Origin of the sequence: Streptomyces odontotermitis (assembly GCF_050510915.1) — a bacterium.
In the GTDB taxonomy this organism is placed as follows: domain Bacteria; phylum Actinomycetota; class Actinomycetes; order Streptomycetales; family Streptomycetaceae; genus Streptomyces.
The window spans coordinates 35,639-62,083 of the sequence record NZ_JBNJLS010000004.1 but is presented as its reverse complement, the minus strand read 5'-3'; the positions used below and the strand labels follow the sequence as shown (position 1 = coordinate 62,083).

At 72.2% G+C, this 26,445-nt stretch carries 20 protein-coding genes; 7 read left to right on the top strand and 13 right to left on the bottom strand.

Features of this window, described 5'->3' with window-relative positions; genetic code table 11:
• Positions 1-12: 12 nt before the first annotated feature.
• Positions 13-426, top strand: coding sequence for a DUF742 domain-containing protein (locus ACQB60_RS13780; protein WP_496926233.1), 414 nt, complete (start codon positions 13-15; stop codon positions 424-426).
• Entirely contained in the window at positions 407-1,012 is a 606-nt protein-coding gene (locus ACQB60_RS13775) for a GTP-binding protein (protein WP_384832617.1), read from the top strand. Before ACQB60_RS13780 ends, ACQB60_RS13775 begins: the two co-directional genes overlap by 20 nt.
• A gap of 23 nt (positions 1,013-1,035) precedes the next feature.
• Here the strand turns inward: ACQB60_RS13775 and ACQB60_RS13770 are convergent, their stop codons facing one another.
• Complete coding sequence (locus tag ACQB60_RS13770) at positions 1,036-1,464, bottom strand: PPOX class F420-dependent oxidoreductase (protein ID WP_496926232.1); 429 nt, start codon at positions 1,462-1,464, stop codon at positions 1,036-1,038.
• A gap of 100 nt (positions 1,465-1,564) precedes the next feature.
• Here ACQB60_RS13770 and ACQB60_RS13765 point away from each other — a divergent pair, with 100 nt between their 5' ends.
• Both ACQB60_RS13765 and ACQB60_RS13760 read left to right on the top strand, forming a co-directional pair.
• Positions 1,565-1,978 (top strand): roadblock/LC7 domain-containing protein, encoded by a 414-nt coding sequence (locus tag ACQB60_RS13765; protein ID WP_496926231.1) that lies wholly within the window; start codon positions 1,565-1,567, stop codon positions 1,976-1,978.
• Positions 1,979-2,088: 110 nt separating this feature from the next.
• Complete coding sequence (locus ACQB60_RS13760) at positions 2,089-3,087, top strand: DUF6397 family protein (RefSeq protein WP_496926230.1); 999 nt, start codon at positions 2,089-2,091, stop codon at positions 3,085-3,087.
• On the opposite strand, the gene ACQB60_RS13755 is transcribed toward ACQB60_RS13760, so the two are convergent.
• The 4 genes from ACQB60_RS13755 to ACQB60_RS13740 all read right to left on the bottom strand — a co-directional run bounded on the left by ACQB60_RS13755 (position 3,084) and on the right by ACQB60_RS13740 (position 8,405).
• The gene (locus tag ACQB60_RS13755) at positions 3,084-3,581 is read right to left on the bottom strand and encodes a tetratricopeptide repeat protein (RefSeq protein WP_496926229.1); all 498 of its coding nucleotides are present in this window, start codon (positions 3,579-3,581) and stop codon (positions 3,084-3,086) included. The two genes, ACQB60_RS13760 and ACQB60_RS13755, sit on opposite strands and share 4 nt — an antisense overlap.
• Before the next feature lie 107 nt (positions 3,582-3,688).
• The gene (locus tag ACQB60_RS13750; RefSeq protein ID WP_496926228.1) at positions 3,689-4,879 is read right to left on the bottom strand and encodes a winged helix DNA-binding domain-containing protein; all 1,191 of its coding nucleotides are present in this window, start codon (positions 4,877-4,879) and stop codon (positions 3,689-3,691) included.
• A 39-nt stretch (positions 4,880-4,918) separates the two neighbouring features.
• On the bottom strand, positions 4,919-5,785 hold the full coding sequence (locus ACQB60_RS13745; RefSeq protein WP_384832600.1) for an acyl-CoA thioesterase: 867 nt from the start codon (positions 5,783-5,785) through the stop codon (positions 4,919-4,921).
• Positions 5,786-5,831: 46 nt separating this feature from the next.
• Entirely contained in the window at positions 5,832-8,405 is a 2,574-nt protein-coding gene (locus ACQB60_RS13740) for a DEAD/DEAH box helicase (protein WP_496926227.1), read from the bottom strand.
• 61 nt (positions 8,406-8,466) lie between these two features.
• On the opposite strand from ACQB60_RS13740, the gene ACQB60_RS13735 reads away from it, so the two are divergent.
• Entirely contained in the window at positions 8,467-9,261 is a 795-nt protein-coding gene (locus ACQB60_RS13735) for a metal-dependent hydrolase (RefSeq protein WP_496926226.1), read from the top strand.
• A gap of 2 nt (positions 9,262-9,263) precedes the next feature.
• Here ACQB60_RS13735 and ACQB60_RS13730 read toward each other — a convergent pair whose 3' ends face one another.
• From ACQB60_RS13730 to ACQB60_RS13715, 4 genes are all read right to left on the bottom strand, one after another.
• Positions 9,264-11,120, bottom strand: coding sequence for an ABC transporter ATP-binding protein (locus ACQB60_RS13730; protein WP_496926225.1), 1,857 nt, complete (start codon positions 11,118-11,120; stop codon positions 9,264-9,266).
• Positions 11,117-13,024 carry an ABC transporter transmembrane domain-containing protein gene (locus ACQB60_RS13725; protein ID WP_496926224.1) on the bottom strand — a complete coding sequence of 636 codons (1,908 nt, stop codon included), beginning with the start codon at positions 13,022-13,024 and terminating at the stop codon, positions 11,117-11,119. Before ACQB60_RS13725 ends, ACQB60_RS13730 begins: the two co-directional genes overlap by 4 nt.
• 101 nt (positions 13,025-13,125) lie before the next feature.
• A complete protein-coding gene (locus ACQB60_RS13720) occupies positions 13,126-14,907 on the bottom strand; it encodes an ABC transporter ATP-binding protein (RefSeq protein WP_496926223.1) in 1,782 nt (593 codons plus the stop codon).
• Positions 14,904-16,844 (bottom strand): ABC transporter transmembrane domain-containing protein, encoded by a 1,941-nt coding sequence (locus tag ACQB60_RS13715; RefSeq protein ID WP_496926222.1) that lies wholly within the window; start codon positions 16,842-16,844, stop codon positions 14,904-14,906. Before ACQB60_RS13715 ends, ACQB60_RS13720 begins: the two co-directional genes overlap by 4 nt.
• 212 nt (positions 16,845-17,056) lie before the next feature.
• On the opposite strand from ACQB60_RS13715, the gene ACQB60_RS13710 reads away from it, so the two are divergent.
• Positions 17,057-17,800: a L,D-transpeptidase family protein gene (locus ACQB60_RS13710; RefSeq protein WP_496926625.1), complete on the top strand. Its 744-nt coding sequence runs from the start codon at positions 17,057-17,059 to the stop codon at positions 17,798-17,800.
• 50 nt (positions 17,801-17,850) lie between these two features.
• On the opposite strand, the gene ACQB60_RS13705 is transcribed toward ACQB60_RS13710, so the two are convergent.
• A complete protein-coding gene (locus ACQB60_RS13705; protein ID WP_496926221.1) occupies positions 17,851-19,446 on the bottom strand; it encodes an ArnT family glycosyltransferase in 1,596 nt (531 codons plus the stop codon).
• Positions 19,447-19,571: 125 nt separating this feature from the next.
• On the opposite strand from ACQB60_RS13705, the gene ACQB60_RS13700 reads away from it, so the two are divergent.
• On the top strand, positions 19,572-21,245 hold the full coding sequence (locus ACQB60_RS13700; protein ID WP_496926220.1) for a peptide-N4-asparagine amidase: 1,674 nt from the start codon (positions 19,572-19,574) through the stop codon (positions 21,243-21,245).
• Positions 21,246-21,330: 85 nt separating this feature from the next.
• Here the strand turns inward: ACQB60_RS13700 and ACQB60_RS13695 are convergent, their stop codons facing one another.
• From ACQB60_RS13695 to ACQB60_RS13685, 3 genes are all read right to left on the bottom strand, one after another.
• On the bottom strand, positions 21,331-22,818 hold the full coding sequence (locus ACQB60_RS13695) for a Gfo/Idh/MocA family protein (RefSeq protein ID WP_496926219.1): 1,488 nt from the start codon (positions 22,816-22,818) through the stop codon (positions 21,331-21,333).
• Positions 22,819-22,966: 148 nt separating this feature from the next.
• A complete protein-coding gene (locus ACQB60_RS13690; protein ID WP_496926218.1) occupies positions 22,967-25,894 on the bottom strand; it encodes an FAD-binding and (Fe-S)-binding domain-containing protein in 2,928 nt (975 codons plus the stop codon).
• A 78-nt stretch (positions 25,895-25,972) separates the two neighbouring features.
• A complete protein-coding gene (locus tag ACQB60_RS13685) occupies positions 25,973-26,437 on the bottom strand; it encodes a MarR family winged helix-turn-helix transcriptional regulator (protein WP_496926217.1) in 465 nt (154 codons plus the stop codon).
• Positions 26,438-26,445 lie beyond the last annotated feature (8 nt).

Below are 26,445 nucleotides of genomic sequence, written 5' to 3'. Positions count from 1 at the left end.
CGGCAGACGCAGATGACCGAGAACGACGGCGGCGCCAGGCCACGGCAGCCCGGCAGCCAGTGGTACGACAGCGAGGCGGGCCCCCTGGTCCGCCCGTACGCCATGACGGGCGGCCGCACCAGGCCGGGCCCGAGCGGCGTGCGATTTGACCTGATCGCGCTCGTCGCGCTCGACGACCGCACCCCGGGCGGCGACGATACGGCCCTGGGTCCCGAACACTGGTCGCTCCTCGAACTCTGTCGCGCCGAGACCCAGTCGGTGGCGGAACTCGCCGCCGGCACGGACCTGCCGGTGGGGGTGGTCAGGGTGCTCCTGGGCGACCTCCTCGAACTGCGCCGCGTACGCATCAGCCGTCCGGTGCCCCCCGCTCAACTACCGGACGAAAAGATCCTGAGAGAAGTGATCGATGGGCTTCGAGCGCTCTGACGCCACCGACGGCGAGCCCGCCGCCATGGCGCTGAAGATTCTGGTCGCGGGCGGCTTCGGGGTGGGCAAGACCACCCTCGTCGGCTCGGTCAGCGAGATCCGCCCGCTGCGCACCGAGGAACTCCTCAGCGAGGCGGGCCAGTCCGTGGACGACACCGCGGGCGTCGACCGCAAGACCACGACGACGGTCGCGATGGACTTCGGCCGCATCACCATCCGGGCGGGACTGTCCCTGTACCTCTTCGGTACGCCGGGACAGGACCGCTTCTGGTTCTTGTGGGACGAGCTGTCCCAGGGCGCGCTCGGAGCCGTAGTCCTCGCGGACACCCGACGGCTCGAGGACTGCTTCCCCGCCGTGGACTACTTCGAGCACCGGCGCATCCCGTTCGTGGTCGCCGTCAACTGCTTCGCGAACGCGCGTACATACGGAGCGCACGAGGTGTCCCAGGCCCTGGACCTCGACCGTGGGACCCCGGTGGTGCTGTGCGACGCCCGCGACCGCGATTCCGGGAAGGAGGTGCTGATCCGGCTCGTCGAGTACGCCGGGCGGATGCACACCGCCCGGCTCCTCGACTCGGTCGGCTGACGCCGCCGCTACGGGCGCTCGGGTCAGTCGGCGACCGCGGCCTGCGCGAGCACCTTGTCGATCCGTACGCGCACCAGCAGTTCACCGGCGACGCCGTTGCGTGCGCCGAACTCCTCGGCGCGGTCCTCGCCCATGTAGCGCGCCCCGATGCGCCCCGCCCAGTCCCGCACCTGGTCGAGGTCCTCGCTGAGTTCGGCGCGGCCCTGCAGCACGACGAAGGCGAAGGGCGGCGTGTCGTCGTCCACGCACAGCGCGACGCGGCCGTCGCGCGCCAGGTTCCGGCCCTTCACCGTTTCCTTGCCCGTGTTGAACACGATGTCGTCGCCGTCGAGCAGAAACCAGATGGGGGCGATGTGCGGGCTGCCGTCGGCCCGGACGGTGGAGAGCTTGCCGGTGCGGGTGCCCTGGGAGACGAAGGCGCGCCATTCGTCGTCGGTCATCTTCTGTGCCATGTCCCCATCATGCTTGCCGGTTCGCCGGAGGTGGGGAAGGCTGGCAGGTCAAGTCCTCCGGTCAGGGGGAACGGGGAAGCGGAAGCGGGGAGACGGGAACATGGGGCAGAACACCGGGCTCGGCTGGCTGTTGGACGACCTGACCCGGCGCATGGAACACGTACAGCACGCGCTGGTGCTCTCCAACGACGGCCTGGTGACCGGGGCCAGTTCGGAGCTCAAGCGCGAGGACGCCGAGCACCTGGCCGCCGTCTCGTCGGGGCTGCACAGCCTCGCCAAGGGCTCCGGACGGCACTTCCGCGCGGGCAACGTGCGTCAGACGATGATCGAATTCGATGACGCGGTGCTGTTCGTGACCGCGGCGGGCGACGGCAGCTGTCTGTGCGTGCTCAGCACGGCCGAGGCCGACATGGGCCAGGTCGCCTACGAGATGACGCTGCTCGTCAACCGCGTCGGCGAACACCTCGGCGTGGGCGCCCGGCATCCGGAGCGCACGCCGGTCGTAGACCTCTGACCTGCTAGAACGTCGACGTCGGCGGAGTTATCCACAGGCTCAGCGAGCGACGTGGTGATCGGGCTACGGTTTTTCCCGAGAGCAAAAGTGCTTCACGGGGGAGAACAGCCATGACCGGCGACACCATGGCCCAGTCGGGCCTGACCAGCACGACGAACAGCACAGCCGAGCCTCTGCGGACCTCGGTCTCACGCAGCCGCGCGGCACGCGAACTGGGGCTGAAGCGCGGCGAGTTCGAGCTCGCCGTGATGCTGGAGCGGATCCACACGGTGCGGGACCCCGCGGGTGGACCGCGCCGCGTCACCCGGGACGAGATCGAGCGGGTGCACGCCACCGACGGGTATCCGGACGAGTTGCGAAGGCGCATCAGAGCGGTGGGGACCGCCGAGGGCGCGGAACTTCTGTCCATCACGACGACACGCTTCTCCCGGCTCGCCCGCGCGGGCCTGCTGACCCCACTGAAGTTCTACCTGAACCGCTACCGAGCGGTGGTCTGGCTCTACCATGCGGACGCATTGCGGGAGTTCGCGGCGTCCGAAGCCAACGCCGAGTTGCTGACCGGCCGCGCACCGGAGTCGATCAGGTCCCGCCTGGAGGCCGGCGGTGACGCGCGGGCCCGCAACTGGCGGGGGCGGCACGCGAGTTTCCTGCTGCGACAGGCGGCGGACGCGTGGGAGCGTGCGGCCGCCGCGGCATCCCAGCTCGACCCGGTGCAGATCGCGGAGCTCGTCAAGGACCCTTACGAACGGGCCTATCTGCGCAGGCTCCGGCCCGAACCGCAGGGCCAGGCATCACCGGCCTCCCCGGACTCGCCCGCCGCGCGGCTGATCGAGACGATCACCACTGCCGACGACCCGGACGAGATCCGCTGGCTGCGGGCGACCCTGGTCATCGCGCTGGACGAGGCCCGGATGACACACCCGGCGCCGCGGCCCGGGGCGGGGGCGGCGCCGCAGCAAGAGCATGAGCGGCAGCAGAGGCCCGGGCCGAAGCAGGGGCTGGAGCAGAGGCTGAGGCTCGAACCGGGGCCGGGGCCGGGGCCGGGGCCGGAGCACGCGCGGGCACAGGAGCGCGGTCTGCTGACCTGGCTCCGCCGGAGGCGGTCCTAGTCCGTCGCGTCGAGATCCTTGGCGTAGTGCTCGATGGCGGGCCGATACGCGGCGATGCCCGGGTCCTGGCTCGTCGCCGTCAGGACCTTCAGGAGCAGCTCCATGGCGTCGTGGTGGCGCCCGACGTTGTAGAAGGCCATGGCCAGGAAGGTCTTGAGAGCCGCGTCGTCGGGGAATTCCGCCGCCGCGTCGGTCAAGGTTGCGACCGCCTCCGGATAGCGGCCCAGGGTCCGATAAGTGCTGCCCAGGCCGAGCAGCGCTCCCTTGCGGTCGTCGGCTGACAGACCGGGCTTCTCCAGGGCGCGTACGTAATGCGGCACGGCCTCGGCCTCCAGGCCGAGCGCGTCGTGGACCCACGCGGTCTGGTAGGCGATCTCGGCGTCGGCCGGGAAGCGCTCGGAGAGCGCGAGGAGCCGACCCCTCGCCCTTTCGTGCTGGCCCTCTTTGCGGAGGCGCACGGCCTCGGCGAGCAAGCGGTCTCTGTTGTTGTCCATTCCGCCCTCCATACAGCTCGGATCATCAGAGTGTCTCAAGGGACAAGATCACCAGAGTGTCTCAAGGGACAAGAAAGGAACGGACGTTGACGTCCTGCCCGCCCTCGTCAGCCCGCCAATTCCTCTTCCAGCCAGGTGCGGCCCCGCGTCCGCGCCGTGAGCCGCACACCCGCCAGACGCGGGGTGAGCCGCGCCGCCTCGGCCGCGACGGCGGCCTCCGCGTCCCCGCCCACGTCCTCCAGGAACCGGCACACGATCTCGCCGTCACGGTCCTGGGCCCAGCCGCCCACGATCCGTCCGTCCCACCACAGGGACGGGCCGATGTTCCCGGCCCGGTCGAAGAGGCGCGGGCCGTGCTCGCCGAGGAACCAGTCCCGCTCGTGCCAGCCCATGGGGGTGGAGTCGAGGGCGGGCAACAGCGCCGCCCACGGCTCGGGTGGGGGTGTCTCGTCGAGGTCGTCGGGCAGGAGCAGGCCGGTGACGCCGTCCAAGTCGACCTCGACCGCTCCGAGTTCACCCAGCACGCGCTTCACCTGGGTCTTGGTCCACCCGGCCCACCAGCGCAGATCGTCCGCCGTGGCCGGTCCGAAGGCGCGCAGCCAGCGGCGCGCCAACTCCGTCTCGGCCTCCTGGGTGTCCCAGTCCGCGAGCCCGTCGGGGAACCAGCCCGTCAGGGGAGCCCAGCGGTACTGGTGCGAGGTCCACGAGCCGCGCGGCCGGCCCCGCACCGCGCGGGCCTCGGCGGCCATCAGCAACAGCAGCCTGCTGGCCACCTTCTGGCGGCCTTCGTAGCTCTTGCCCCGGGACAGGACGACCTCGGTGCTCAGCCGTGGATCGTCGCTCGCGAGCTCCGCGGCCGTCGCCTCGCCGCGCTCCTTGAGGCTGCGCTCCGCCACGTCCTCCGCCTGTTCCAGCCAGGCCCGCACTCCGGCCGGGTCCGCGGCGACACCGGACTCGGCCAGCAGCCCCAGAAGATGACGGCGTTCGCGCGCGGCCACCGCCCGCGAGCAGGCCGCCTGCAGGGCGGGCGCCACGTCGAGGGACGTGACGAAGACGGTGCGGCGCATCCCCAGCAGACGGATCAGCGTCCGGTCCTCGTACAGCGCCCGCTCGACGTCGGCCACACTGCCGTCGCGCATGCGGGCCCAGGCGCCCACATACACCGACGACGGGTCGGTGCTGTGCAGCGCCACCATGGAGCGGGCCACCTCGACCGGGTCGTCCGCCCGGGAGTCCGGAGTGAGCCGGTGCCGCAGGGCGAGACGCGCCCTCCGCTGTGCCACGCCGACCTGCCGCACGATGCCTCCCGGTCCCGAACTGCCCGTACCCGCCGACGACTACAGCGCCCTGAAGAGCCCCTCCTGGACGACCGAGACGAGCAGGCGCCCCTCGGTGTCATAGATACGCCCCCGGGCAAGCCCCCGGCCGCCGGTGGCGATGGGGGACTCCTGGTCGTAGAGGAACCACTCGTCGGCGCGGAACGGTCGGTGGAACCACATCGCGTGGTCCAACGAGGCCATGTCGAAGCCACGGGGGCCCCACAGGGGCTCCACCGGGATCCGGACGGCGTCGAGGAGCGTCATGTCGCTGGCGTAGGTGAGCGCGCAGGTGTGCACCAGCGGATCGTCGCCCAGCGGGCCCACGGCGCGCATCCACACGGCGCTGCGCGGCTCGGCGTCCTTGACCTCTTCAGGCGTCCACCGCAGCCGGTCCACATAGCGGATGTCGAAGGGCTGGCGTCGGGCCATGCGCTCCAACTGCTCGGGGAGCGCGCCCAGATGCTCCTTGATCTCCTCGGCGACCGTCGGCAGCGACTCCGGGTCGGGAGCGTCGATGCGCGGCGGCAATTGGTGTTCGAAGGCGCCCGGTTCGGGCTGATGGAAGGAGGCGGTCAGGTTGAAGATGGTCCGCCCTTGCTGGACCGCCGTGACGCGGCGCGTGGTGAAGGAACGCCCGTCACGGACCCGCTCCACCTGGTACACGATCGGGACGCCGGGCCGCCCGGGCCGCAGGAAGTACGCGTGCAGCGAGTGCACCGGGCGGTCGCCCTCGGTGGTGCGGCCCGCCGCCACCAGCGCCTGCCCGGCGACCTGCCCGCCGAACACCCGCTGCAGCGACTCCTGCGGGCTGCGGCCGCGGAAGATGTTGACCTCGATCTGTTCCAGGTCCAGCAGATCGACCAGGCGGTCGGCGGGGTTGTTCATGGCGTCTCCACGACTCCTGTCCATGGCACGGGAATGCTCGGGGCCCTCAGAGCTGGCCGACGTCGGTCACCCGGACGACGGCGCGGCCCTCTTCGTCGGAGGCCGCGAGATCGACCTCGGCGCTGATGCCCCAGTCATGGTCGCCGTTGGGGTCGGCAAAGGTCTGCCGGACGCGCCACAGGCCGTGCTCGGGATCCTCCTCGATGAGCAACAGCTTGGGGCCGCGTGCGTCGGGTCCGGTGCCGAGGTCGTCGTACTCGTCCCAGTACTTGTCCATGGCGTCGCCCCAGGCGTCCGCGTCCCAGCCGGAGTCGGCGTCCATCTGGCCGAGCTCCTCCACGTGGTCGAGGGCGGCGAGCTCGACGCGGCGGAAGAGGGCGTTGCGGACGAGGACGCGGAAGGCGCGGGCGTTCGACGTGACGGGCTTGACCTGGTCGGCCTTCTCCTGGGCCTCCTCGGCCGTCATGACCTCCGGGTTGGCGAGCTGCTCCCACTCGTCGAGGAGGCTGGAGTCGACCTGGCGGACCATCTCGCCGAGCCAGGCGATGAGGTCCTCGAGGTCCTCGGACTTGAGGTCGTCCGGAATGGTGTGCTCCAGGGCCTTGTACGCGCTCGCGAGGTAGCGCAGCACGATGCCCTCGGTGCGGGCGAGCTCGTAGAAGGACGTGAACTCGGTGAAGGACAGCGCCCGTTCGTACATGTCGCGGATGACGGACTTCGGGGAGAGGGGGTGGTCGCCGACCCACGGGTGGCTGGTGCGGTAGGTGTTGTACGCGTGATACAGCACCTCCTCCAGGGGCTTCGGGTACTCGATGTCCTGGAGGCGCTCCATCCGGTCCTCGTACTCGACGCCGTCCGCCTTCATCTGGGCCACGGCCTCGCCGCGCGTCTTGTTCTGCTGGGCGGCCAGGATCTGGCGCGGGTCGTCGAGGGTGGACTCGACGACGGAGACCATGTCGAGGGCGTAGGAGGGGGACTCCGGGTCGAGGAGTTCGAAGGCCGCGAGGGCGAACGTCGACAGGGGTTGGTTGAGCGCGAAGTCCTGCTGCAGATCGACCGTGAGGCGCACGATGCGACCGGTGGCATCCGGCTCGTCGAGCTTCTCCACGACGCCGCCGTCGAGCAGGGAGCGGTAGATGGCGATGGCCCGCCGAATGTGCCGCAGCTGCTGCTTGCGCGGCTCGTGGTTGTCCTCGAGCAGGCGGCGCATCGCCTCGAAGGCGTTGCCGGGACGGGCGATCACGGACAGGAGCATCGTGTGCGTGACCCGGAAGCGCGAGGTCAGCGGCTCCGGCTCGGACGCGATGAGCTTCTCGAAGGTGTTCTCGGTCCAGCCGACGAAGCCCTCGGGCGCCTTCTTGCGCACGACCTTGCGGCGCTTCTTCGCGTCGTCGCCCGCCTTGGCGAGCGCCTTCTCGTTCTCGATGACGTGCTCGGGGGCCTGCGCCACGACGAAGCCCGCCGTGTCGAAGCCCGCCCGTCCGGCGCGCCCCGCGATCTGGTGGAACTCCCGCGCGCGCAGCGTGCGCACGCGGTTGCCGTCGTACTTCGTCAGGGCGGTGAACAGCACCGTGCGGATGGGGACGTTGACGCCGACACCGAGGGTGTCCGTGCCGCAGATGACCTTCAACAGGCCCGCCTGGGCCAGCTTCTCCACCAGGCGCCGGTACTTGGGCAGCATGCCCGCGTGGTGCACGCCGATCCCGTGCCGGACGTAACGCGACAGGTTGCGGCCGAACTTGGTGGTGAAGCGGAAGTTGCCGATGAGTTCGGCGATCTGGTCCTTCTCCGCGCGGGTGCACATGTTGATGCTCATCAGCGACTGGGCCCGCTCGACGGCCTGAGCCTGCGTGAAGTGCACGATGTAGACGGGCGCCTGCTTGGTCTCCAGGAGCTCGGTGAGCGTCTCGGTGATCGGCGTGAGCCGGTACTCGTACGAGAGCGGGACCGGGCGCGTCGCGGAGCGGACCACGGACGTGGGACGCCCGGTGCGGCGGGTGAGGTCCTTCTCGAACATGGAGACGTCGCCGAGGGTCGCCGACATCAGGATGAACTGCGCCTGCGGCAGTTCGAGCAGCGGGATCTGCCAGGCCCAGCCGCGATCCGGCTCCGCGTAGAAGTGGAACTCGTCCATGACGACCTGGCCGATGTCGGCGTCCTTGCCGTCCCGCAGCGCGATGGACGCGAGCACCTCGGCGGTGCAGCAGATCACGGGGGCGTCGGCGTTGACGGAGGCGTCGCCGGTGAGCATCCCGACGTTCTCCGTGCCGAAGAGCTTGCACAGGTCGAAGAACTTCTCCGACACCAGGGCCTTGATGGGAGCGGTGTAGAAGGTGACCTTGTCCTGGGCCAGGGCGGTGAAGTGCGCGCCCGCCGCGACCAGGCTCTTTCCGGAGCCCGTCGGGGTGGACAAGATCACATTCGCCCCGGAGACCACCTCGATCAGCGCCTCCTCCTGGGCCGGGTAGAGAGTGATCCCCTGGTCCTCGGCCCACGACGAGAAGGCTTCGAAGAGGGCATCGGGGTCGGCGTCCGGCGGCAGCTGATCGATAAGGGTCACACCCCCATCTTGCCTTCCTTCCCACCCGATCAGGGAACCGGACGTCGGAACGAAGATCACGAACGCTACGCTGTGGGGCCAACAGGGCGTCAGCTAGGCGGAAATGGGGCGGGGAACAACCATGATGGGTCCGGCACACTCACTGTCGGGAGCGGCGGCCTGGCTGGGGGTGGGCGCGGCCGCGGCGGCCGCGGGGCACACGATGCCCTGGCCGGTGCTCCTCGTCGGCGCCCTGATCTGCGCGGGTGCGGCGCTCGCCCCCGACCTCGATCACAAGTCCGCGACCATCTCGCGGGCCTTCGGACCGGTCTCCCGGGGACTCTGCGAGATCGTCGACACCCTGTCGCACGCGGTCTACAAGGCGACGCGCAAGCAGGGCGACCCCCGGCGCAACGGCGGGCACCGCACGCTCACCCACACCTGGCTGTGGGCGGTCCTCATCGGCGCGGGCACCTCGGCCCTGGCGATATTCGGCGGGCGCTGGGCGGTCCTCGCGATCCTCTTCGTGCACATGGTGCTCGCCATCGAGGGCCTGCTCTGGCGGGCCGCGCGCGGATCGAGCAGCGACGTGCTGGTCTGGCTGCTCGCGGCGACGAGCGCCTGGATCCTCGCGGGCGTCCTGGACCAGCCGGGCAACGGCTCGGACTGGCTGTTCACCGAGCCCGGCCAGGAGTATCTGTGGCTGGGCCTGCCGATCATCCTCGGCGCCCTGGTGCACGACATCGGGGACGCGCTGACGGTGTCCGGCTGCCCGATCCTGTGGCCCATTCCCATCGGCCGGAAGCGCTGGTACCCGGTCGGCCCGCCCAAGGCGATGCGGTTCCGGGCCGGGAGCTGGATCGAGCTGAAGGTCCTGATGCCCGTGTTCATGCTGCTCGGGGGTGTGGGCGGCGCGGCCGCGCTCAACTTCATCTGAGCTCAGGGCGCCGGTGGCGGCTCACCGTGCCAGGACTTCCAGAGCGCGGCGTAGGTTCCGTCGGCCGCCACCAGGGCGTCGTGGGGGCCGAGTTCGGTGAGCCTGCCGTCCTCCATGACCGCGACCCGGTCGGCGTCGTGGGCGGTGTGCAGCCGGTGCGCGATGGCGATGACGGTGCGGCCGTGCAGGACGGCCGCGAGGGCGCGCTCCGTGTGGCGGGCGGTCGCCGGGTCGAGCAGCGCCGTGGCCTCGTCGAGTATCAGGGTGTGCGGGTCGGCGAGGACGACGCGCGCGAGGGCGAGCTGCTGGGCCTGCGCTCCGTGCAGCACCAGGCCGCCGGGGCCCAGCTCGGTGTCGAGGCCGTCGGGGAGGTCCCCGGCCCATGCGGCACCGACAGTCCGCAGCGCGGCGAGCAGTGCCGCGTCGTCCGCGGACTCCGCGGCGATGCGCAGGTTGTCGCGCACCGAGCCGAGGAAGACGTGGTGTTCCTGGGTGACCAGGACGACCTGCTGGCGCAGCCGCTCCGGGGACAGCTCCGCGATGGGGACGCCGCCCACGGTCACCGTGCCGGAGTGTGGCGCGTCGATGCCCGCGAGGAGTCGGCTCAGCGTGGTCTTGCCCGCTCCCGACGGCCCGACGACCGCGAGCCGCTCGCCCGGCCGCACCGTCAGATCGACCCCGCGCAGCACGTCGCCGTGACCGTCGTAGGCGAAGCGCACGGAGTCGACATCGATGCGGTCGTCGGCGGGAAGGGCGGCGACGGTGGGTTGTTCCGGTGGTTGTGCCGGGGGTTGTTCCTGCTGTGGGACCGGACGCCGGTCCCGGCCCCGCTCCTCCGCGGCGTCGGCCTTCGCGAGGCCCTCGATGCGGGCGAAGGAGGCGCTGCTGCTCTGCAGGGCCTCGAGCTGCTGGAGGATCGTGTCCAGGGGCTGGGAGAGCTGGCGCAGATAGAGCGCCGAAGCCACCACGGTGCCGAGGCTGACGGCTCCGTGGTCGTGCAGCACGCTGCCGATCAGCAGCACCCCGACCACCGGGACGACGTACGAGATGTCGATGGCCGGGAAGAGCACCGACCGGAGCCGCAGTGTCCGGGTCCGGGTGCGGAGGCACCACGCGATGGCCTCGTCGGCGGCGGCGATGCGGCGACGGCGCAGGCCGAGCGCCTCCACGGTGCGGGCGCCGGACGCGGTGGCCGCGAGTTCCTCGGCGAGCACGGAGTGCGCGGCGCCCTCGTCGAGGTAGGCGGCGGGCGCACGGCGCAGATACCAGCGGGAGGCGAACCAGATGCCGCAGAGGCCGAGCACGCCGCAGACACCGAGCAGCGGGGAGAGGACGAAGACCGCGCCGAGCAGGAACAGCGCCTGGACCGCGGCGACGAGGACATCGGGGCCGGTGTCGCGCAGGGCCAGGCCCGTGGCGGCGACGTCGGTGGTGCCGCGCACGGTCAGGTCGCCCGTGCCGGCGCGCTCGACCGCCGAGGTGGGCAAGGCGAGGGCGCGGTCGAGGAACTGTTCGCGGACCCGGGCGAGGGTGCGTTCACCGAAGCGGTGCCCGACGAGGCGGGCGTAGCGGGCCAGGACCAGTTGGACGACGGCGGCCGCGACGATGGCGAGGGCGAGCCGGTCGACCGTGGCCACGCCGCCGCCGTCCTTGACGGTGTTGATGATGCGGCCGAGCAGCCAGGGGCCGAGGAGCCCGGCGGCCGAGGCGAGGGCGTTGAGGAGGAGAAGGAGGGCGAAGGCGCGGCGGTCCCGGCGGATCAGACGGAGCGCGGCACGGCGGACCTGGCCGGGACCGGCGACGGGAAGCCGGCCGTCCGTCGCGGGGTCGGGAGCGGAGCGGCGAGGAGTGGACTTCACCTGGCGATCTCCTGGGGGTGCGGGTGGTCGTCGTCCAGCGGCTCACGGGGCGGCCTGCCCTCGTCGCCGTCCCCGGTCCTGACGCTGCTGTCGTCGCCGTCCCCGGTCCTGTCGCTGTCGCCGTCGCCGTGGCTGCGGTCGTGGCTGTCGAGATCGTCCTCGCCCCGCGCGACGAGTCGCCGATACCCGGGCTCAGTGGCGAGCAGGTCGCGGTGGCTGCCGACGTCGGCGGGGCGGCCGTCCGCGGCCAGGTAGTACACGGTGTCGGCGAGGTCCAGGACGAGAGGGGAGGCGGTGGTGATGAGCGTGGCGCGGTCGGGGCGGCCCGCTCGGGTGGCGCGGATGCGCTTTGCGATGGCCGCCTCGGTGGGGGCGTCCACGGCCGACGTGGGCTCGACCGCCAACAGGACGTCCGGGTCGGCGAGCAGGGCGCGGGCCAGTCGGACGCGCTGGCGCTGGCCGCCGGAGAGGTTGCGTGCCTGGGCGTGGAGGGGTGAGTCGAGCCCGAGGGGCAGGCCGTGGACGATGTCGTCGGCCAGGGCGGCGGCCACGGCTCGGGCGAGCTCGGCGTCGTCCACGTCGTCCGGTTCACGTCGACCCGCGAGAGCGGCACGCAACGTACCGGCGAAGATGTCGGCTTCGTTGTCCGCGACCAGGATCGTGTTGCGGACCTGGTCGAGGGGGAGTTCGTCGAGTCGAGTGCCGCCCCAGGTGGCGGCGGAGGGGGTGAAGCGGCCAAGGCGGTCGACGACGGCCACGGCGTCGGCGGGGCGCTCGCCGACGAGCGCGGTCAGCCTGCCGGGCGCCACCTCGACCCCGGACTCGGGATCGACGAGGGATCCACCGGGTGCCCGGGCCAAGGCTCCGCCGGTCGCCGGACCCGCAACGCCCGCCCCCGCCGCGAAATCCGGCTCCAGCCGCAGGAACGCCACGATCCGGCGGCCCGCGACCACCCCGTGGGTGAGGTCGTAGCCGCCCTCGATGAGGGACATGACCGGGACCACCAGGACCGCGACATAGCCGTACACCGCCACCAACTCGCCCACCGTGATGGACCCTTGCGCGGCCATCCGCGCGGCGAGCCACGTCACCGCGGCGAGGAACAGCGCGGGCAGGCCGAGGGCGAGGGCCTGGAGCCAGCTGAGGACCGCGCCCACCCGGTAGCCCTCCTCGACCAGCTCACCGGAGCGCTGCCGGTAGCGCGCGGCGAACACCTCTTTGCCGCCCAGGCCGTTGAGGACGCGCACGCCGCCGACGAGGTCGCTGAAGACGGCGGCGAGGGAGCTCTGCCGTTCCCGGTAGGCGGTCTCCACGCCCTGGAGCCGCCCGAGGAGCGGGCCGACCAGGACGGCGAGCAGCGGCACCCCCAGGAGCACCACCACCGCGAGGAGGACCGAGACGGAAAGAAGGAGCGCGGCGACCACGCCGTACGCGAGCACCGCGCCCACACCGGGACCGGTGACGGTCAGGGTCTGGCTGACGACCCGGACGTCCCCGCTGCCGATCGTGGCGACCTCACCGGCCGAGACCTGCCGGGGCAGCGCCGCGCCGAGCCGGGTCGCGTGGTCCACCACCACGCGGACGGTGCGGTAGTACGCGTCCATGCGGATCCGCGTCATGGTGCGGTGCCGCATGATCGACAGCCAGGCGTTGAGCACCCCGACCGCGAACAGGACCGCGACCCAGCCCGCCAGGGCAGCCGAGTCGCCGGGCAGGAGCCCGTCGTCGACGGCGCGCGACAGCACGTAGGGAGGCAGCGTCAGACCGACCATCCACAGCGTGCCGTACGTGGCCCCGGCGGCGACGCGGCCCCGTTGCCGGACGGTCAGCCACCACAAGTACCGGAGCGGGCCGCGACGTTCGGGCGCCGGGTCCGTGAGCGGATTGTTGGCCAGGGCACTCATCCCCGCACCCTAGCCCGCGCCTCTCACTCCCCGTCCGGCAGGCCCGGGCCCCACGCAGGCGACGCAGACAGGTCCGGCGCCGGGCAGCCGGGTCAGTCCGCTCACCCGTGCCACGACCTCCACAGCGCCGCGTACGCCCCGTCCTCGGCCACGAGCCGCTCGTGGCTGCCGAGTTCGCTGATCCGGCCGTTCTCGACCACCGCGATGACGTCCGCGTCGTGCGCGGTGTGCAGGCGGTGGGCGATGGCCACGACCGTGCGGCCGTCCAGGACCCGGGCGAGGGACCGCTCCAAGTGCCGGGCCGCGCGCGGGTCGAGGAGCGACGTCGCCTCGTCGAGGACCAGCGTGTGCGGGTCGGCCAGGACCAGACGGGCCAGCGCGATCTGCTGCGCCTGCGCCGGGGTGACGGCGAGGCCGCCCGAGCCCACCTCGGTGTCCAGTCCGTCGTCCAGGGCGCGCGCCCAGCTGTCCGCGTCGACCGCGCCGAGCGCCGCCCACAGCTCGGCGTCCTGGGCGCCCGTCCGCGCGAGCAGCAGGTTGTCGCGCAGGGAGCCGACGAAGACGTGGTGTTCTTGGTTGACCAGGGCCACGTGCGCGCGCACCGATTCCGCGGGCATGTGCGACAACTCCGCGCCGCCGAGGGTCACTTGGCCGGTGCGCGGCCCGTAGATGCCCGCGAGCAGCCGCCCGAGGGTGGACTTGCCCGCACCGGACGGACCGACCAGCGCGACCCGAGTGCCCGGGGCGACGGCCAGGGACACCTCGCGCAGCACGTCGACGCCCGGCCGGTAGCCGAAGTGCACGTCGTCCGCGAGGACGTCGCGCCCGTCGGGGGCCACCGAGGCGTCGCCCGCGTCCGGTTCGATCTCCCGCACGCCGACGAGCCGGGCCAGCGAGACCTGGGCGACCTGCAGTTCGTCGTACCAGCGCAGGATCAGGCCCAGCGGCTCGACGAGCATGATCGCGATGAGCGAGCCCGTCGTCAGCTGGCCCACGTCGATCCAGCCCTGCAGCACGAAGGTCCCGCCGACCATCAGCACCGCGAACAGCACCGTCGTGTGCGTGAAGGTGATGACCGGGAAGAAGACCGACCGGAGGAAGAGCGTGTAGCGCTCCCAGCGGACCCATTCGAGGATCCGTCGCTCCGACAGCTCCACGCGCCGCTCGCCGAGGCGGTGCGCCTCCACGGTGCGGCCCGCGTCGACGGTCTCGGCGAGAGCCGCGGCCACGGCGGCGTACCCGGCGGCCTCCGAACGGTACGCGGACGGCGCCCGCTTGAAGTACCAGCGGCAGCCGACTACCAGGAGCGGCACCGCGAGCAGCACGGCGGGCGCCAGCGGCGGCGCGGTCACGGCGAGCCCGGCGAGCAGCAGCCCCGCCCACACCACGCCGATCGCGAGCTGGGGCACCGCCTCCCGCATGGCGTTGGCGAGCCGGTCGATGTCGGTGGTGATCCGCGACAGCAGATCGCCCGTACCGGCCCGCTCCAGGACGCCCGGCGGCAGCCCCACGGAGCGCACCAGGAAGTCCTCGCGCAGATCCGCCAGCATGCGCTCGCCGAGCATCGCGCCGCGCAGCCGCACTTCCCGTACGAAGACGCCCTGCACGACCAGCGCGACCGCGAACAGGCCGAGGACGAGGCCCAGATGGATGTCCCGGGCGCCGTCGGAGATGTCCTGGACGAGGTCGCCCAGGAGGTACGGGCCGACCATCGAGGCCAGCACCGCCAGCGCGTTGACCGTGATGAGCAGGGCGAAGGCGCCGCGGTGCCGCCGGAACAGCTCGCGTACGTACGCGCATACCGTCGCGCCCGTGCCGACGGGCAGGGTGGCGGCCGTCGTCGGGGCCGCCGGATCGTACTCCGGTGGCGCCAGGCCGATCATGCGGACTCCTCGATGTCGATGGCGATGTCGGTGCTGTTGGTGCGGTCGGCGCTGCCGACCCGGTGGCTCGCGGGGACCTTCGGGCCGTTGCCGTTGCCGTTGCCGTCCCCGTCCCTGTCTCCGTCTCCGTTCCCGTCCCTGCCCCTGCCCCTGCCGTCCTCGGGCTCGCGCGTCACCACCGCCCGGTACCGCGGTTCGCTGTGCACCAGTTGGCGGTGTTCGCCCACTGCGGCGACCTCGCCGTCGTGGACGAAGACGACGCGTTCGGCCTGGTCCAGGAGGAGCGGCGACGACGTCAGGACGACGGTCGTGCGGCCCTCGCGCAGCTGCCGCAGCCCTGTCGCGATGCGCGCCTCCGTGTGCGCGTCCACGGCGGACGTGGGCTCGTCGAGTACCAGCGCCTCCGGGTCCGTGACCAGCGAGCGGGCCAGCGCGAGCCGCTGGCGCTGGCCGCCGGACAGGGACCGGCCGCGCTCCGTGAGCGGCGCGTTCATGGGGTCGTCGTCCAACGACGCCTGCGCGAGCGCGTCGAGGACGTCGGCGCACTGCGCCGCGGACAGGGCCACCTCGGCGCCGACGGCACCGGACGCCGGTACGTCGAGGACCTCCCGCAGCGTCCCGGAGAGCAGCACCGGGTCCTTGTCCTGGACCAGGACGGCCGTGCGCGCCGTGTCCAGTGGCAGCCCGTCGAGTGGCACCCCGCCGAGCCGGACCGACGGCAGGCCCCGCGCGCCGTCGTCCGCCGGGTGCCCGCCGAGCCGCTCCGCGAGCAGCCCCGCCGCGTCCGGATCGCCGCACACCACCGCCGTGAGACACCCCGAGGGGGCGAGCAGCCCGGTCGCCGGGTCGTACAGGTCCCCGGTCGGGGCGTCGACGTCCACGGTTAGGTCCGCGACCGCCTGGGCTTCTGAAGCCTCCGGAGCTTCCGAAGCCTCCGGCGCGCTCCGCTCCAGCGCGAGCACCCGGGCCGCACGCTTCGCGGAGGGCCGCGAGAACGCCCAGGCCATGCAAATCTCCTCAAAATGCCGCAAAGGGTAATTGAGGATGGTGATCGCGCTGTAGACGGTGACGAGTTCGCCGACCGTGATCCGCCCCTCCCGCGCCAGGTTCACGCCGTGCCAGAGCAGGGCGATGAGCATGAGACCGGGCATCAGCACCTGCACCGCCGAGATGGCGGCCCACATCCGGGCGCTGCGCACCGCTGCCGTCCGCACTTCCTGCGACGCGCTCCGGTAGCGGTCGAGGAAGAGCTCCTCGCCGCCGATGCCGCGCAGCACCCGCAGGCCCGCGACGGTGTCCGAGGCGAGCTCGGTGGCGCGCCCCGCCTTCTCGCGCTGGAAGTCGGCGCGCCGCGTCGCGCGCGGCAGCAGCGGCAGGGCGGCGAGCGCCATGACCGGCAGGCCGATCGCGACGACGAGGCCGAGCGAGGGCACGTACACGAGCAGCCCCACGCAGACCACGGCGACCGTGAGCGCGGCGGCGGTGAAGCGCGACACCGCCTCCACGAACCAGCCGATCCTCTCGACGTCGCCTGTGGAGACCGCGACGAGTTCGCCGGCGGCGACCTTGCGCGTCAGCGCGGAGCCGAGCTGTGCGGTCTTGCGGGCGAGCAGCTGCTGGACGCGGGCGGCCGCCGTGATCCAGTTGGTGACGGCGGTGCGGTGCAGCATCGTGTCGCCGAGCGCGATGCCCACGCCGCACAGCAGGATCAGCCCGCCGCCGAGCGCGAGCCGCCCGCCGGAGCCGTCCAGGACGGCGTCGACGGAGAAGCCCACGACGTACGGGAGCACGGCGATGGACAGGAAGTGCAGCAGCCCCCAGGACAGGGACTTGAGCTGACCGCCGAGTTGGTTCCGGCCGAGCCAGAGCAGGAACCGGGGGCCCGAGCGAGCGTCCGGCTCGCCCGGGTCGGTATACGGAAGATCGCGAATCTGCATGACGTCCCAGAAATCGGCATGACGGACTGGCCGCAGCGGACCTCAAGCGGTCGTCCGGCGGTCGGTGCGCGGTAACGAATGGTGAAAGGTTCGCGTCGCTGAGTGGTCCGGGGCAAACGGTTTTCCGTCGGGAGGCAAAGAATCGGCCCCCTTGTGCCCGCCCGGCCGGGGCCCGGCCGGGAAGCGCGGGACCGGGTGCGACCATGGACCGCATGCGAATAGCCGGTGCTGTGCGAACGGTGGCCGTGGCGGCGGCCTGCTCCTTCCTCCTGACGTCCTGCGGGAGTTCGGGCGACGGCGGCGGGTCCAAGGACGACGAGGGCGGACCGGGTTCCGGCCACACGGACGGGCGCGCCGCCGACCTCAAGCGCATCCCGGACGTCGGCGACCGGCTCCAGTCGAAGATCCCGAAGGACGCGCGCCAGGTCGTCGCGGTCTACGGCGACGGCGTGAACGCGATCACCTCGACCGTCGTCCTCTACACGAAGACGGGTGACTCGACCGGCGCCACCTGGAAGAAGACCCGCAGCTGGCCCGCGCACAACGGCAAGCGGGGCTGGACCACCGCCCACCGCGAGAACGACAAGCGCAGCCCCGTCGGCGTCTTCACGCTCTCGGACGCGGGCGGCGTCCTCGCCGACCCGGGCGCGAAGCTCCCGTACTCCCGCAGCGACTCCATCCAGGCCCCACACTACTGGCCCAAGTCCCACTGGCACGACTTCGACTACGTCATCGCCATCGACTACAACCGCGCCAAGGGCACCCCGCCCAACGACCCCACCCGCCCCCAGGGCCAGGAAAAGGGCGGCAGCATCTGGCTGCACATGGACCACGGCAGTGGCACGTCGGGCTGTGTCAGCCTCTCCAAGTCCGGCATGGAGTACCTGCTCACGACGCTCGACCCCAAGCTGCACCCGGTCGTCGTGATGGGGGACAGGGCCGCGCTCAAGGCGTGAGCTTCGCGCCCTCGCAAGGACTGCCGTCGCAAGGACCACCCTCGCAAGGATCAATAGGCGTGGCGCAGTTCCGGCCACAGCACCGACCACCGGGCGGCCGGTCCGGCACACAGCACGACGGCCGCACGCTGCTCCTCGTTGTCGATGCCGTGGCCGTTGTCGACGCGGGCGACGGTGCGGCAGCCGGTGAAGTGCCGCTCGATGCCGGACGCGTCGGCCTGCCGGACAAGGAGGACGGGTCCGGTCGCGGAGTCCGGCGGCGGGCCCCAGTCGGCGTAGCTCATGTGGCCCGAGTACGGGGCGGGCAGCCCGCGCGCGGGGCCGTAGCGCTCCAGGGCGCCCGCCTCCCCGTAGTTGCTGGTGAAGAGCACGGCGCGGGAGCGGTCGGGCGCAGGGATGCGGGCCCAGCCCTGCCGTGCGGCGTCGGCCAGTTCGGGCCAGCCGAGCTGCTCGCCCTGCTCCTGGTTGAGAGCCATCGGCACGGCGAGGTCGTCCGGTGCGAGCACCGGCAGGGTGATCGCGGCGTTGACGGCGGCCGAGAGGGCGACGGCGGTGGCGAGCAGCGCGCGGCGCCGCCGCATCCGGCCGCGGCCTGCCCTGTCGCGCTCAACCCGGCCGCGGCCTGCCCTGCCGCGCTCAACCCGGCCGCGCCCGGCCCACCGCAGCACGGGCTGGCACCCCGCGGCGAGCAGCACGACCAGCAGCGGCACCGTGTAGTACCCCTTGCCGCCGACGGCCAGGACGACGACGCACAGCAGCGGGTACGCCACCGCGAAGGCCCGCGCCCACCGCAGCTCCGGGTCACGCCACAGCCGACGCCACCCGGCGATCCACACCGGCACGAACAGCGGGGAGAGATAGATCAGTTGCTGCGGTACGAGCAGGGCGCGGTTCTCCGCTCCGTCCTCCCCGCTGATGCCACGGGCCACCGTGAACTGCGGCCAGTCGTGGGCCGCCTGCCACACCAGGTTCGGCGCGGCCAGGGCCAGCGCCACCGCGCACCCGGCGGCGAACCAGCGGTCGCGCAGCACCGCGCGCGGCCCCACCCAGCCGATCGACGCGAGCAGCACGGCCACGAGCAGCACCACGAGGTACTTGTTCTCGATGCCGATCCCCGCGGCGGCGCCGGCCACCGGCCACCACCGCCCGTCCCGGGTCCGCAGGACCCGCAGGACCAGCCAGCTCACCACCACCCACACCAGCAGGTCGAACGTCGCCGTGGACACCATGTGCCCCACCGCGAGCACCTGCCCGCCCAGCGCCACGAGCGCGGCCGCGAGCAGTTGGGCACCGCGGCCACCGCCCAACTCCCGTGCCACCAGGGCGACCACGAGCACGGTGGCGCACGCGGCGAGGGTCGCGGCAACCCGCAGCCCGACGAGGCTGTCCCCGAACGCCACGGTGGAAGCGCGCGCCAGCAGCGGGGTGAGCGGCGGCTGATCGACGTACCCCCAGGCGAGGCGCCGCCCCGCGGCGAGGAAGTACAACTCGTCGCGGTGGTACCCGTACCGGGCCGACAGGAGGGTCAGCACCCCCGCGTACAGGCCGACGAGGCACCACACGGGCCGCCACGCGAACGGCGGCGGCTCCCCGTGCACCGCGCCGCCCCGCCCCACGCCCCGTGCCCGGTCTCCGTCCGCCTTCATCCCCGTGCCCCCGCCCCTGCACGCAGCCGCGCCGATGGCCGGGGAGCGTACTGATGCCACGGCACCCGGTCGAGAGTTCCCGAGGCCATTGCGCCGAGCAGGCACCGCACCGTAGAACTCCGCCCATGAAGAGACGCGTCATGTCCATGCTGGCCGGAGCGATCCTCGCGGCGGCCGCCCTCCTCGCGCCGGGCGCACCCGCCACGGCCGCCGGCGGGCGGCCCGACGTCCCCGCCGAGTTCGGCACCGACTGGCACGACCCCGTCACCGCCGCCCCGCCCGTCCCGAAGCCGCACACGAAGTCCTGTGAAGTGACGCTCGCCGACGCCCAGTTCCGTGACTTCACGCCCTACAAGGGCAGCTACACACCGCCCACCGCCTGCGGGCACGGCCGCTGGGGCAAGGTGGTGCTGCGCCTCGACGGCAAGGTGAAGGGGCGCCAGTTCGACCGGCTCGGCTATCTGCGCGTCGGCGGCGTCGAGGTCTTCCGCACCTCCACGCCCGAGCCGTCGCCCGACGGGATCACCTGGTCCGTCGAGAAGGACGTCACCCGCTACAGCGCGACGCTCCGCCGCGACCAGCCCGTGGAGATGCTCATCGGGAACGTCGTCGACGACACGTACACGGGTGTCATCGACGTGAAGGCCACGCTCACGTTCTACGCGCCCGAGAGCCGCAAGCCGTCCTCGTCCTCGTCTTCGTTCTCATCCTCGCGCTCATCGTCTTCGTCATCGTCCTCCTCCGCGAGCGTCCCGGACCAGGTCCTGCCCCTCACCGACAACAACACCGTCACCACCCCGCGCAACAGCGAACGCCTCGTCGCCGAGGTCTACGCCACCGGATCCGGGGGCGGCTGCGAGGAGTACTGGTATCTGACGGTGCCCGACGCGGCGCCGTACTCGTGCAAGGCGGCGGACGGGCCCTACCGCGAGGTGCAGATCAGCGTGGACGGCCAACTCGCCGGTATCGCGACGCCGTTCCCGACCGTGTGGACCGGCGGCTGGTCCAACCCCTTCCTCTGGTACGTGATTCCGGGCCCGCGCGCCTTCGACATCAAGCCCGTCGAGTACGACCTCACGCCCTTCGCCGGGCTCCTGAACGACGGCCGCCCGCACCGCGTGGACGTCTCCGTCGTCGGGGTGCCGAAGGGGCAGGCCGGGTGGAGCACGCCCGTCAACGTCCTCGCGTGGCAGGACGAGAAGAGCGACCACGTGACCGGCGCGCTCACCCGCCACGACGCGGGCGGGCTCACCAACAAGACGTCCTACACGCCCGGTTCGCCCGGCACCGAGCACCGCCTCGACACCCGGGGCGGCCACCGGCTCACCGTCTCGGGGTACGTCGACACCTCGCACGGCCGCGTCACCACGACCGTGACCCGCGAGCTCGCCCACACCTCCGCACACAGCTGGACCGACGGCGAGTCGAAGGACGCGCTCACGGCCGAGTGGACCGACCGCGAGCGGATCACCAGCGGCGGGCGCACCACCCGTACCCACCGCACGTACACCATGGACGGCACCACCACGCTCGGCGCGGGCGACCGGCTGCGCACCGTCCTCGGCCTCGGCGACCGGGCCGAGACGGTGACGTCCGCGCACGGGCGGCGCCCCCACAGGACGGTGCTGGAAGACCGTTACGCGGGCGACGCCACGTACACGGCCAACGTGCCGCGCGACCAGCGGCACGCGGTCGGCACCTCGCGGGAGCGCTACCGGCTGCTCACCGACCGGGGCTGCTACGACCGCGGCATCGCCACCGAGCAGGGCACCCTGACGGAGGACCGGCGCCGCTGCTGAGAGGGCGGTCAAGTGGCGTGACGTGTCGGCGGGTTGGTGCCCGTACCGCGATCGGTACGGGCACCAACCCCCTCTTCCCGTCCCCTTACGGCTCCTGCGGCTTCTCCGAGTCCATGCCGGGCCGGGACTTCTTCCACAGGCCACGGGTGAAGTCCGGGATCTCCTGCGGCGCGCCCTTCGCCTTGATCGAGGCGTGGCTGAGCGGCACCGGCGAGGTCCAGGTCGCGGCGTCGTACACGTCGAAGTCCGGCACCAGGCCGAGGCGCATGCACTGCATCAGGCGGAACACCAGCATGTAGTCCATGCCGCCGTGCCCGCCGGGCGGGTTGGCGTGCTCCTTCCACAACCAGTGGTCGAAATCGGTGTACTTGGCGAAGTCGCCCCACTCGTCGTTCGCGTGGTCGGGCTCGATGTAGATGCGCTCGGGATAGTCCTCGAAGACGCCCTTCGTGCCGCCGAGGCTGTTGATCCGGGAGTAGGGGTGCGGGGTGCTGACATCGTGTTCGAGGCGGATGACGCGGCCCTTCGCCGTCTGCACCAGGCTGATGGTGCGGTCGCTCTCGATGTAGGTCTCCTTCCAGCTCGGGTCGCCCGCGGGCATGTGCGCCTTGCGGTACTCGGCGAGGCCGAGCGAGGGCGTGCCGAAGCTGGAGATGTGCGTGACGCGGTCGCCGCGGTTGACGTCCATGTAGCCCGCGACCGGGCCGAAGCCGTGGTTGGGATAGAGGTCGCCGCGCAGCCGGGTGTGCCAGAGGCGGCGCCACGGACCCTCGTAGTAGTCCGGGTCGAACATGAGCCCGCGCAGGTCGTGGTTGTAGGCGCCCGCGCCGTGCAGGAGGTCGCCGAACTTGCCCGCGTGGGCCATGCGCAGGACCCGCATCTCGTTCTTGCCGTAACAGCAGTTCTCCAGCTGCATGCAGTGTCTGCGGGTGCGTTCGGAGAGGTTCACCAGCTCCCACAGCTGGTCGAGCTGGAGCGCGATGGGACACTCCACACCGACGTGCTTGCCGTTCAGCATCGCCGTCCTGGCCATTTCGAAGTGCCAGTCCCAGGGCGTGGCCACGTACACGAAGTCGATGTCGCCGCGCTTGCACAGGTTTTCGAAGTCGTGCTCGCCGTTGGTGTACGTGGCCGGGGCGGGCTGGCCCGCGTCCGTCACCTTCTTCGCGGCGGCCGCCGTCTTCTCCTTGACCGGGTCGCACAGCGCCACGACCCGCACTCCCGGCTGCACCAGGAACAGGTCGATCATGCTGCCGCCGCGGTTGCCGAGCCCGACGATGGCGACCCGCACGGTGGAGCGCCGCTCGAAGGGCACGCCGATCATGGTCTTGCCCTGCCGGGCGGGCGCGGCACCCGCCTCTGCCGCTCCTGCTGCCTCCGACACGCCTGCCGCCGCGGGTGTCGCGTCGGCGGCGTGCGCCGTCGTGGCGGAGAAGGCGCCGAGGCCGATGCCCGCACCGGCCGCCAGGCCCGCCGAGCGCAGGACCGTGCGTCGGGAGGCGCCGGACGCCTCCTCGGGGGCGGGGGAGCCGTTGTTCTCGTCAGGTACCGGTGTCGCGTTCTCGTCGTGCATCGGACCTCCGTCGTCGTGGTCTCTACCACTGGGCGGAAGTCACCCTGGTGCGGGTGCGTGCGTGATGCAAGAGGCCGAAGTGGCCAGGGAGTTGGACTTTTCAGCCCGCGGGACGCACACCCCGCGGGACGCTCACCCCGCGGGACGCTCACCCCGCGGGACGCGTCGCCCGCTCCAGTTCGATGAGCACCGAGTAGTAGCCGCGCCCCGTCGCGTGGTCCATGCCCACCTCGCACATGCGGTTCGCCGACAGATGCGCGTCGAAGTCGCGCGCCGTCACCTCCGCGGCCTCCTTGCGCGTGGCCGACTCGGTGAGCTCCTTGTGGAGCATCCCCCGGTCCCCGGCGAAGCCGCAGCACTTGGCGCTGTCCGGCACCACCACCTCGTCCGCGCACGCCTGCGCGACGGCCCGCAGCTGGGCCGTGTCGCCGAGGTGCTCCATGGAGCAGGTGGGGTGCAGGACGGCGGAGCGGGCCGTGCGGTGCACCGTGAGGCGGGGGAGCAGCTCCTCGGCGGCCCAGACGAGGGAGTCGACGATCGTCAGCTCGGCGTGCAACTCCTTGTTGGCGTCGGTGAGATAGGGCACCACCTCGTGCGCGATGCCGAGCGTGCAGGACGAGGCGTCCACGACCAGCGGAAGGCGGCCGCCCGCCGTCCAGCCCCAGGCCGCCTCGACGATCCGGTTGGCCATCACGGCGTTGCCCCGGTCATAGCCCTTGGAGTGCCAGATCGTCGCGCAGCATGTCCCCGCGACGTCCTCCGGGATCCATACCGGCCTGCCCGCGCGCGCGGAGACGGCGACCACGGCCTGCGGGAGGGTGCGGTCGCCGGGGCTCGCGAAGATGCGGTTGACGCACGCCGGGTAGTAGACGGCCGCGGCGCCCACCCGCGAGGTGCCCGGCAGCTTCCGGCGCGCCGCGCCCGGCACCTGCGCGAGCCACTCCGGTACGAGGTCGGGGCGCACCGCCTTGCGGGCGGCCCGGGTGACGGCGGTGAGCAGCCGGTCGCTGATCTTGTCGGCGGCGGCCACGGCCAGCCGCGCCGAGGCTTCGACCGCCTTGAAGTTACGGGCCGCGAGGGCGGCCACCTGCTCCTCGCGCGCGGAGTGGCGCGCGTGCCGGAAGCCCTTCATGTACGCGCCCGTGTCGATGCCGACGGGACAGGCCAGCTTGCAGGTGGAGTCGCCCGCGCAGGTGTCCACGGCGTCGTACCCGTACGCCTCGACCAGCCCTTCCTGGACCGGGGAGCCGTCCGCCTGGCGCATCATCTCGCGGCGCAGCACGATGCGTTGGCGCGGTGTGGTGGTCAGGTCCTCGCTGGGGCAGGTCGGTTCGCAGAAGCCGCACTCGATGCACGGGTCCGCGATCGGCTCGACCTTCGGGATGGTCTTCAGGCCGCGCAGATGGGCCTTGGGGTCGCGGTCCAGGACGATGCGCGGCGCGAGCACCCCGTCCGGGTCGATGACCTGCTTCGTGCGCCACATCAACTCCGTGGCGCGCGGCCCCCATTCGAGCTCCAGGAACGGCGCGATGTTGCGGCCGGTGGCGTGCTCGGCCTTCAGGGAGCCGTCGAACCGCTCGACGGTCAGGCGGCAGAAGTCGTCCATGAAGGCCGCGTACCGCTCCACGTCCGCGGGCAGCCCCGCGTCGAACGCCAGCAGGAAGTGGAGGTTGCCGTGCGCCGCGTGACCGGCCACCGCCGCGTCGAAGCCGTGCCGCACCTGCAGCTCGAGGAGGGCCTGGCAGGCGTCGGCGAGCCGCGCGGGCGGCACCGCGAAGTCCTCGGTGATCAGCGTCGTCCCTGAGGGCCGCGAACCGCCGACCGCCGTCACGAACGCCTTCCGCGCCTTCCAGTAGCCCGCGATCGCCTTCGCGTCGCGCGTGAACGCGTTCGTCACCGACGCGACGGGTGCGACGAGTTCGAGCCCCTCGACGACCCCGGCCGCCGCCTGCTCGTACGCTTCCTGCCGCGCCTCGTCCGGAGCCCGGAACTCCACGAGCAGCGCCGCGGTCTCCTTGGGCAGCCGCGCCCAGTCCTGCGGCACGCCCTTGACGCTCACCGATGCGCGCAGCGTGTTGCCGTCCATCAACTCCACGGCGAGAGCGCCCGCGTCGTTGAAGAGCGGGACGGCGGCAGCGGCGGCGGGCAGCGACGGGAAGAACAACAGCGCGGTCGAGACGTGCCGGTCCAGCGGCAGCGTGTCGAAGACGACCTCCGAGATGAACCCGAACGTCCCCTCCGAGCCCACCATCAGGCCGCGCAGGATCTCCACGGGCGTGGCCCCGTCCAGGAACGCGTCGAGCCGGTAGCCGTTGGTGTTCTTGATCTCGTACTTGGCGCGGATGCGCGCGACGAGGTCCGGGTCGGCCTCGATCTCCCGCTTGATCTCCGACAGGCCCGCGCACAGGGCGGGTTCGGCGTGCGCCAGCTGCTCGTCGGCGTCCGGCTCGCCCGTGTCGACGACCGTCCCCGACGGCAGGACGAAGGTCAGTGAGGCCACGGTCCGGTACGAGTTCCGGGTGGTGCCCGCCGTCATCCCGGAGGCGTTGTTGGCGACGACGCCGCCGATGGTGCAGGCGATGGCGCTCGCCGGGTCGGGGCCGAGCACGCGCCCGTAGCGGGAGAGCGTCGCATTGGCGCGCACCACGGTCGTGCCGGGCCCGATCCGCGCCTGCTCACCGTCGCCGAGCACCTCGACGCCGGCCCAGTGCTTGCGTACGTCGACGAGGATGTCCTCGCCCTGCGCCTGCCCGTTCAGCGAGGTGCCCGCGGCACGGAAGACGACCTCGCGGCCCTTGCCGTGCGCGTACGAGAGGACCGCCGAGACGTCGTCGATGTCCTCGGCGACCACGACGACGCGCGGCACGAAGCGGTAGGGGCTGGCGTCCGAGGCGTACCGCACGAGGTCCGAGACCTTCGTGAGGACCTTCTCCGCGCCGAGCAGCTCGGTCAGCTCCGTGCGCAGCGGCTCCGGGGTGCCCGGGGCCTGTGCGTCCGGGACCCGGTCGGGGGCCGGGTCATGTCCGGGGCGGACGGCGGGACGCAGTGCTTCGGGGTCGGGCTCCAGCAGCGGCATGGCCTCTCCACGGGTCCTCGGGGCCGCGGGTCCCGGGGCCTCTCAGGTCCTCGGGTCCTCGGGCGAAGGGCGGCGGTGTCAGCAGCGACGGTCTTCCGGTACGTCGAGCAGCGTGTTCAGCAGGCCGCCCAACTGCTCGCGCTGCTCGGCGTCCAATGGAGCCAGGATGTCCTCTACGGCGGCCCGGCGCGCGCCGCGCAGCTCCCGCAGTGCCTCCCGGCCCTCCTCCGTGAGCTCGATCCGCACCACCCGGCGGTTGCTCGGATCGGGCGCCCGGCGCACCCGCCCGCCCGCCTCCAGCCCGTCGACCAGCGTCGTCACCGCCCGCGGCACCACTTCGAGGCGCTGCGCGAGATCGGCCATGCGGGGCGGTTCGCTGTAGTGCGCGAGGGTCCGCAGCAGCCGGGACTGCGCCGGGGTGATGGCGAGCTGCGAGTGCTCCAGGTGGTGCTTCTGGATGCGGTGCATCCGGCGGGTGAGGCGCAGCAGCTGCTCGGCGAGCTGGCCGTCGGCGTCGGCGGGGGGAGTCGGGCCCGGAGTCATGGGGGGAG